The organism is Streptomyces sp. NRRL WC-3549 (assembly GCF_000721935.1).
In the GTDB taxonomy this organism is placed as follows: Bacteria; Actinomycetota; Actinomycetes; order Streptomycetales; family Streptomycetaceae; genus Streptomyces.
Genome location: NZ_KL585383.1, coordinates 192979 through 200958 on the forward strand (window position 1 = coordinate 192979; position 7980 = coordinate 200958).

Below are 7980 nucleotides of genomic sequence, written 5' to 3' on the forward strand. Positions count from 1 at the left end.
GAGCAGAGTCGGGCTGGGGTGTCGGACGTCAGGAGCAGAGTCGGGCTGGGGTGTCGGACGTCAGGGGCGCGGGCAGGCAGGTCGGACGGTAGGTGGGGCCTGGAGCCAGCGGTTCCGGTCGGCCGGAGGCGGTCGCCGTGGAGAGCGGTCCGCGCCGGTCGCCGGCTCCGGTCGGTCGGCCCCTCAGGCCCGGTTGTCGCAGGCCAAGGCGAGGTAGACGGCGGCGAAGTCGGTGACCGCGAGGAGTTCGGCGAGGGTTTCGAGTTCGCTGCCCTCCTCCGGTTCGAGCTCGCTGATGGCCGTGTCGTGGCTGAGGGCGAGTTCGCGGGCGGCCGGGGCCGCGGTGAGGCCGCCGGCCGGCCGGTCGCGGAGCAGGACGACCCGGGCCCTCATCGCCTCCGGCTCGTCCACGCGGTCACGGAAGAAGTCCTCGGGGGCGGCGCCCGCGGCGAACGCGCCGGCGAGCAGGCCTCCGTGGGCGGGCAGTGCCTCCGGCAGCTCCGCCACCAGCGCGGGACGTCCGGCGAGCTCGGCCAGGACGGCGGCGAACCGGCGGCCGGCGGGGCCGGCGGCCTCGCCCTCCGTCCAGACCAGCGGGAGGCTGTCGGCGAGTTCGGCCGCGAGCGTCTTCGCCGGGTTGCTGTACGTGGCGATGGCCGGTCCGCAGCGCTGGGCGGCGCGGTCCAGGCGGTCCGCGACCTTCTGCAGCACGTCGGCGGGGGCTTCGACGAGGCCGACCCGGTCCAGCAGGGCCAGCAGCGGGGTCAGCAGGGCCCAGAGCGTGCCGGGACCGGCGGACGAGGTCTCGGCGTCGTACTCGCCGTACGGTGCGGCGGCCATCGGTACGACGAGTCCGTGGACGCCGTCGACCGTCTCGCGCAGCGGCGACCGTACGGGAGCGACCGCGACGACCGTGCAGCCGCGCCGGTACGCCTGTTCGGCGAGCAGGGCCAGGCCGGGTTCGGAACCGTCGGCGGTGGCGATGAGCAGCAGGTCCACCGATCCGGCCCAGCCGGGCAGGGCCCAGCGCAGGGCACCGGCGGCGGCCGCGACCCCGGTGGGGCGGATCGCGGTGACGGGCGCGGAGGCACCCGCGAGCGCACCGATCAGGTCGGCGACACCGGTCGCCGCGGTGCCCGGGCCGGCGACGAGGACGGCGCGGGGCCGGCCTTCGGGGGCCAGCCCTCCGATCCCCGCCTCGTCGGCGTGCCGGGCGGCGGTGCGGACGCGGGCCCCGGCCTCGGCGGCTCCTCGGAGCAGACCGCGCCGGTCGGCTCGGGCCAGGGCGTCCGGGGCGTCGAGCATCGACTCGTCGAGCATGGCGGTGGGCCTCCGTGCTGATCAGGCTGCGGGATACGCGTCTTCAGGCGTCAGGCGTCACGCGGGGCGGCGGGCCTCGTCGACGAGGAGGACCGGGATGCCGTCGCGCACCGGGTAGGCGAGGGAGCACTCCGTGCTCGTGCAGACCAGCTCGGGGGTCTCGGCGGCGGACCGGTCGTCGAGCGGGGCGTGGCAGGCCGGGCAGGCGAGGATGTCCAGGAGGCCGGCTTCGAGCGGCATGGGTGGGTCCCTTCGAGCATGCGGTACGGATCAGGTGCGAACCGGTGCGGTCCGCGGCCCCGGGGGCCTCGTCAGCCTACCGCCGGGCCGGTACCGACGCGGCCCCGGCGGGCCTGCCGGAAAGGGCACGTCCACCGCCCGCCCGTACCCCCGCCGAACCGGAACGACACGCCCCACGAGGACCGCTTCCCGCACGTGTCCCCCGCACACCCGGTCGTCACGCCCGGACCAGGGCCAGCACCTCGTCGCGCACCGCCGCCAGCGTCGTCCCGTCCCGGGCCTCCACGTTCAGGCGGAGCAGCGGCTCGGTGTTGGACGGGCGGAGGTTGAACCACCAGTCGGTGCTCGTCACGGTCAGCCCGTCGAGCTCGTCGACGGCCACGCCCTCCCGGCCCGCGTACGCCGCCCTGACCGCCGCCAGCCGGTCCGCCTGGTCGGCGACGGTGGAGTTGATCTCGCCGGACCCGGGGTAGCGGTCGTACCGGTCGACGAGTCCGGAGAGCGGGCCGTCCTGGCTGCCGAGGGCGGTCAGGACGTGGAGGGCGGCGAGCATGCCGGTGTCGGCGTTCCAGAAGTCGCGGAAGTAGTAGTGCGCGGAGTGTTCGCCGCCGAAGATCGCGCCGTGCCGGGCCATCTCCGCCTTGATGAAGGAGTGGCCGACGCGGGTGCGGACGGGGGTCCCGCCGTTCTCGCGGACCACCTCGGGAACCGACCAGGAGGTGATCAGGTTGTGGATGACGGTGCCGGTGCCGCCGTTGCGGGCGAGCTCCCGGGCGGCGACCAGCGCGGTGATCGCGGACGGGGACACGCCCTCGCCCCGCTCGTCCACGACGAAGCAGCGGTCGGCGTCGCCGTCGAAGGCGAGGCCGAGGTCGGCGCCCTCCGCGACGACGCGCGCCTGGAGGTCCACCAGGTTCTTCGGGTCGAGGGGGTTGGCCTCGTGGTTCGGGAAGGTGCCGTCGAGCTCGAAGTACATCGGTACGAGGTCGATCGGCAGGCCCTCGAAGACGGTCGGGACGGTGTGTCCGCCCATGCCGTTGCCCGCGTCGACGACGACCTTGAGGGGGCGTACCCGGCTGACGTCGACCAGGCCCCGCAGGTGGGCGGCGTAGTCGGCGAGGGTGTCGCGTTCGGTGACCGTGCCGGGCACGGTGTCCGGTGCCGGAACCGGCGCGCCGTGCTCCGACCACCGCTCGACCAGGGAACGGATCTCACTGAGTCCGGTGTCCTGGCCGACGGGCGCGGCTCCGGCCCGGCAGAGCTTGATGCCGTTGTACCGCGCCGGGTTGTGCGAGGCCGTGAACATGGCGCCGGGCAGGTCCAGCGCCCCGGAGGCGTAGTACAGCTGGTCCGTCGAGCAGAGCCCGATCAGGGTCACGTCGGCGCCTCGCGCGGTCGCCCCGCGGGCGAAGGCCCCGGCCAGTCCGGGCGAGGAGGGCCGCATGTCGTGGCCGATCACGATCGCGTCCGCGCCGGTGACCTGGACGAAGGCGGCACCGAAGAGCGCGGCGAGCGCCTCGTCCCACTGGTCGGGCACGACGCCGCGCACGTCGTACGCCTTCACGAGCTGCGACAGGTCAGCAACCACGGCCGGTCCTCCTGGGGGTCTCTACGGAGCGCCCAAACTACCCGGCGGGATCTTCGCATCGGTCGCCGGAGCGGGAACCCCGCTCGCACCCCTGGAACACCCGGGCCGGCAGTACCGGGGGCCGGCACATCTGCTCACGCCAAGGAGGCTGCGGAACCGGCGAGTTGGGCTGGTGACGCCAGGGATCCGGGCGCCGGGAGGCCCGGCCGGGCGTCGGGAGCCCGGGCCGGGAGCCGCCGCACTCCGCCGACCCAACGCCGGAAGCCGGACACCAAGGGCCAGGTGACCGGAGCCGGGGACCGCGTGGCCGAAGTCAGGAGTCAGGCGCCAGGAGTCGTCGAAGTCAGGAGTCGGGCGAACGCAGCACGCGCAGGTGTCCCCGGCGCGCGACCTCGACCGGGTCCGCCGTGCGGGAGCCTCGACCTCCGCCCTCGGTGCCGCGGGCCTGCGGCCGGGCCGCCTCGCGGACGGCGTTGGCGAGCGCTTCGAGGTCGTCACCGCTGGGGCGTGTGGGCGCCGAGGGATCCGCGAGCCGGACGACCTCCCAGCCGCGGGGGGCGGTGAGGCGTTCACCGTGCTCCGCGCAGAGGTCGTAGCAGTGAGGCTCGGCATAGGTGGCGAGCGGGCCGAGGACCGCGGTCGAGTCGGCATAGACGTACGTCAGTGTCGCGACGGCGGGACGGCCGCACGCGGTTCGCGAACAGCGACGTACAGGGCTCACGATGTTGGACGGTACCGCACTCTTGAGCGGGCTGCGACGAATCTCCCTCAGGTCACGCCTCGTGTCGCCCCGCGAAAACGGTCCGCGACCGCTCCGGTACCGCTGCCCTGACCTGCGTCGCGACCGGTTCCTGGCGGGTGCGGGCTGGCTCGTCCCGGTCACCGGGGAGAACATAAGGGGTCAGGAGCGGGAGGGCACGCGGTCGCACTCGGGGCCGGAACCGCACGCGCCTTGGCCGGAATGCTCAGGCCCGGACATCCTGCCCGCCGGCACCCGCCCGCCCCGGCGTCCCCGGCCGCCCGGCCCCTGGGTGCGGGCGGCCGGACGTTCGACGGGGGACATCGGGCGACCTGCCCCGGAAGCAGTGATCCGTCCGAGCACCGGGGCGTTACGCTGCGTCGGTGATGGACAGTCCCGTACCGCCCCGCCCGTCCGAGCCACGGCCCCGTCACCGCGACCGCCATGGTCGAGGTATGCGCGGACCGGTCGCACCGCCGCAGGTGCCGCTGTCGGCCAGCCGGGCGGACACCTTCCGCGATCTCGTCCAGGACTCGGTGGAGCGGCTCGAACGGCGATGGCCGCAGCTGGCGGAGGTGGACTTCATGGTCCTGGACGTGCCCGTCGCGGCGGAGGACTCCGTCCCGCTCGGCAGCGCGCTGTCCGCGGCCAAGGGGCGGCCCGCCCAGATCGTCGTCTACCGGCGCCCCGTCGAGATCCGCACCAAGGGCCGGGACGAGCGCGCCCTGCTGGTGCACGAGGTCGTGGTGGAACAGGTGGCCGAACTGCTCGGCCTCTCCCCCGAGTCGGTCGACCCGCGCTACGGGCAGGACTGACACCGGCCCGCCCCGGGCGGCCACCCGCTTTGACGACGCGGGGGCCGCCCCGTAGGGCTCAGCCGTCCGGCTCAGTCCTCCAGAACCGAGAGGTCCTGGGTCACCGTGGGCACGTCGACCGTGCCGCCGTCGTTCGGCAGCGTCTGGACGGTGAACATCTTGATGCCGCCCTTGGTGATCGTGAGCGTGCGCGCCGCGTGGACCGGACCGCCCGACTCCGTCTCCACCGTCAGCGCGTACGAGCCCTTGAGCCCCGCCGGTGTCTCCGGGTCGACCTCCAGCGTCGTCCCGGCCTTGACCGTGTACGACGTGACGGCCGGTTCGCCGCCCCCGCTGCCGGCGGACGCGGTGACCTTGACCTTGGCGGTCGCACCGGGTGCGGTGAGGGACAGCACCGAGCTCTTCGCCCGGTTGTCGGCCGCGGTCGCCCGCTCGCCGACCGGCTTCGTCGCCGGGATGTAGGCGATCTCCTGCTTGCTCCCGGTACCCCGCACCACGCGGAGCGCCGCGACGATCGGTGTCGTGCCGGTCCCCACCGGCGTGAGCCTCAGCGACCCGGGCTCCCCGCGGGTGACGTCCTTGAGGTCGACGCTCGTGGTCATCTCCGACTTGATGTGCAGGGTGTCGTTGCCCGCCGGTGAGAAGGTCGCGTCCTTCCCCATCAGCTGCACCTTCACGTCCGCGTCGTCCTCCCCCGGCGCGAAGGCCACCAGCCGCACCGAGGTGGCGTCGGCCGGGATGCCGGGGAGGACCAGGGTCTTCGCGGGCTCGGCGGAGGCCGTCAGCCAGTCGCTGCCCGTCTCCTCGTCGGCGACCTTGACCGCGGCGCCGATACGGCCTCCCCGGGTGGTGACGTGGACGGTCACGTCGTCGGCGGCGTCCCCCGTCAGCGTCGAGAGCAGCAACGGGACGCTGGAGTGGGCCGGGACGGTGATGCCGTCACCGACGTCGGACGTGAGGGGCCCCTTCGGGCCGTACAGCTCGATGTCCGCGACGGCGGCGGCGTCGTCCGGGTTGGTGAGGTGGATGTAGTCCTGCCGGTTCTCGGCCGTGCTCGCGCCCGGGAACCAGAAGTCGGTGTCCGGTGCGCTGCAGCTGACACCGAGCAGCCCCCGGGCGTTGCCCGCCTCGATCACGGTGGTCTGCTGGGCGGCCCAGCCGGGGGCGAGCCGGCCGGTGGCGGTGCCGATCAGCGCGGGGGCGTCGGAGGCGGCGGTCTCGGCGGTGACCGGCTTCCCGGCCTCCTTCAGTGCGACGACCGGCTTGTCCGGGCCCGCCTTCTCCTTCTTGCCGTCCCCCTTGCCCTCCTTGCCCTCCTTGTCCCCCTTGTCCTCTCCGTCCTTCGGGTCCTCGTCGTCCGCCGTGGCCGGCTCGGCCGCCTTCAGCTCCGCGGTACCGGCCTCGCCGTCCCCCGGCCCCGCCGAGGTGAAGGAGGTGTACGTCGTCTCCGCCAGGTCCGACCCGCCCGGCGACGGGCAGAGCAGGCTGGAACGTTCGACGGGGAGCCGGACGGCGGCCTCGGCCTCCGGTGCGCCCGTCTCGCCGGGCACGTTGAGCGCGGCGAAGCCGGTGACGGCGGCGAGGGCGACGGCGCCCGCGATCAGGGACAGGGGGGTGGACTTCACTCGGACTCGCCTCGCGATGCGTTGCCGGTCTGCCACGGGGCCTGGCCCGGGGCTGCGTTCTCGTCGTGCCCGTCGTGCCCGCCGTACGGGGCGGCCTCGCCCGGCCCCGTCCCGTAGGGCTGCTGCTGGGCGTATCCGTACGGGTCGTACGCGCCCTGCTGCTGGTACGGGTCCTGCTGCTGGTACGGGTCGGGCTGCTGGTACGGGTCGGGCTGCTGATACGGGTCGGGCTGGTAGTACCGGCCCGCGTCCTGGCCGCCCTCCTGGTACTGGCCGTAGTCGGCGCCCTGGTACTGCTGCTGCGCCTCCCACTCCCCGTACCCCTGCTGCGGCACGGCCGCGTAACCGCCCGTGTCGTCCTGACCGGCGTGACCGTCCTGGACCGGGGCGTACGCGTCGGTGTCCTGCTGGGCCGGGATGTAGCCCGTGGACTCGGCGGAGTCCGGAAGTCCCGCCGGCTCCGGGCCGCCCGGCGGCTCGAAGGCTTCCGGCCCGTCCGACGGCCCGGAGTGCGCCGACGCGTCCTGGCCGGACTCCCCGGGCTCACCGGCAGCCGCCTCCGCCTGGGCCGCCGCGCGCAGCCTGCGCGCCCTGCGGCCCTCACCGGCGACCGGTTCGGCCGGAACGGTCTCGACCTCCTCGGGCAGGTCGTCGTCGATCTCCCTGCGCCGCCCCGGCAGGGCCATGACCACGAGGACCACGCCCAGCGCCACCTGGGCCCAGATCCACAGGCTGTGGGTGAACGGCGCGTCGTACGTCAGGTCCAGCCTGCCGCCCTCGGCGGGCAGTTCGAAGCCCTGGGCCCAGCCGTCCACCGTCTTGCGGGTCAGCGCCCGGCCGTCCAGGGTGGCCTGCCAGCCCGGGTCGGCCCGGTCGGCGATCCGCAGCACCCGGCCCGGCTCGCCGTCCGGGATCTCGGAGTGCGCCTCGACGGGCTGCGAGCCGACGGCCACGTACTCGGCGGCGTCCTCGCCGGCCGGGACGATCATGACGCGGGAGACCTGCCGTTCGACGGCCCACAGGGCGCTGCCGTCCAGCTGGCTGAGCCGGCCCAGGCCCGGGGTGGAGTCCAGCACCCGGCTCATCTCCCGCGGTGAACCGTCCCGGACGAGGACGTAGCGGATCGCGAAGGCGCGCAGCTGACTGCCCTGGTCGGCGCCCGAGCCGGCCACCAGGTTGGCGACCACCTTGTCGAGCTGCGGGCTGCCGTCGCCCGCCTCGGTCAGTTCGGCGTCCCCGAGGCGGACCCCCGAGCCGCGGACCAGGCTGTACGAGACGTCGGCCGGGGACGACCCGCCGAGCACCAGGGTGCGGGGCTGGTCCCGGGTGCCGCTCTCCTCGGCGACGAACGCCGGAACCTGCACCGGGTCGCGGCGCTCCAGCGGTCCGGCCGCACCGCCGATCATCCAGCCGGCCGCCGCCAGGACGGGTGCGAGCCCGGCGGCCAGGGCGATCAGGGCGGCGACCGGCTGACGCCAGCCGAAGCTCAGCGCGGCGACCCGGATACGGGCCCCGTCGGCGCCCAGCAGGGCGGCGGCGATCAGCGCGATGCCGTAGACGAGGGTGGCCGGGCCCGCCCAGGCGGAGCCGTTGGCCAGGCCCGCGAAGGCCAGGCCGGCCAGCGCGACCACCCAGGCGGTACGGATCGCGAAC

Annotated in this window: 6 protein-coding genes and 1 pseudogene; 1 reads left to right on the plus strand and 6 read right to left on the minus strand. The window is 74.7% G+C overall.

Going from position 1 to position 7980, the window contains the following annotated elements; genetic code table 11:
- Positions 1–183: 183 nt before the first annotated feature.
- The 4 genes from IH13_RS0103050 to IH13_RS0103065 form a co-directional block, all read right to left on the minus strand.
- Positions 184–1320, minus strand: a complete 1137-nt coding sequence (locus tag IH13_RS0103050) for an SIS domain-containing protein (protein ID WP_031080828.1) — start codon at positions 1318–1320, stop codon at positions 184–186.
- Positions 1321–1377: 57 nt separating this feature from the next.
- On the minus strand, positions 1378–1560 hold the full coding sequence (locus IH13_RS0103055) for a Trm112 family protein (protein ID WP_031080829.1): 183 nt from the start codon (positions 1558–1560) through the stop codon (positions 1378–1380).
- Between the two features lie 217 nt (positions 1561–1777).
- Positions 1778–3148 (minus strand): phosphomannomutase/phosphoglucomutase, encoded by a 1371-nt coding sequence (locus IH13_RS0103060; protein ID WP_031080831.1) that lies wholly within the window; start codon positions 3146–3148, stop codon positions 1778–1780.
- Positions 3149–3491: 343 nt separating this feature from the next.
- Positions 3492–3869 carry a DUF3499 domain-containing protein gene (locus tag IH13_RS0103065; RefSeq protein ID WP_031080833.1) on the minus strand — a complete coding sequence of 126 codons (378 nt, stop codon included), beginning with the start codon at positions 3867–3869 and terminating at the stop codon, positions 3492–3494.
- A 404-nt stretch (positions 3870–4273) separates the two neighbouring features.
- On the opposite strand from IH13_RS0103065, the gene IH13_RS0103070 reads away from it, so the two are divergent.
- Positions 4274–4702: a metallopeptidase family protein gene (locus tag IH13_RS0103070; protein ID WP_082317499.1), complete on the plus strand. Its 429-nt coding sequence runs from the start codon at positions 4274–4276 to the stop codon at positions 4700–4702.
- A 71-nt stretch (positions 4703–4773) separates the two neighbouring features.
- On the opposite strand, the gene IH13_RS0103075 is transcribed toward IH13_RS0103070, so the two are convergent.
- Together IH13_RS0103075 and IH13_RS36590 are read right to left on the minus strand one after the other, a co-directional pair.
- Positions 4774–6327 (minus strand): DUF5719 family protein, encoded by a 1554-nt coding sequence (locus IH13_RS0103075; protein ID WP_031080836.1) that lies wholly within the window; start codon positions 6325–6327, stop codon positions 4774–4776.
- Positions 6324–7980: pseudogene (locus IH13_RS36590) on the minus strand (family 2 glycosyl transferase); the annotation flags it as partial. The gene IH13_RS0103075 and the pseudogene IH13_RS36590, both read right to left, overlap by 4 nt.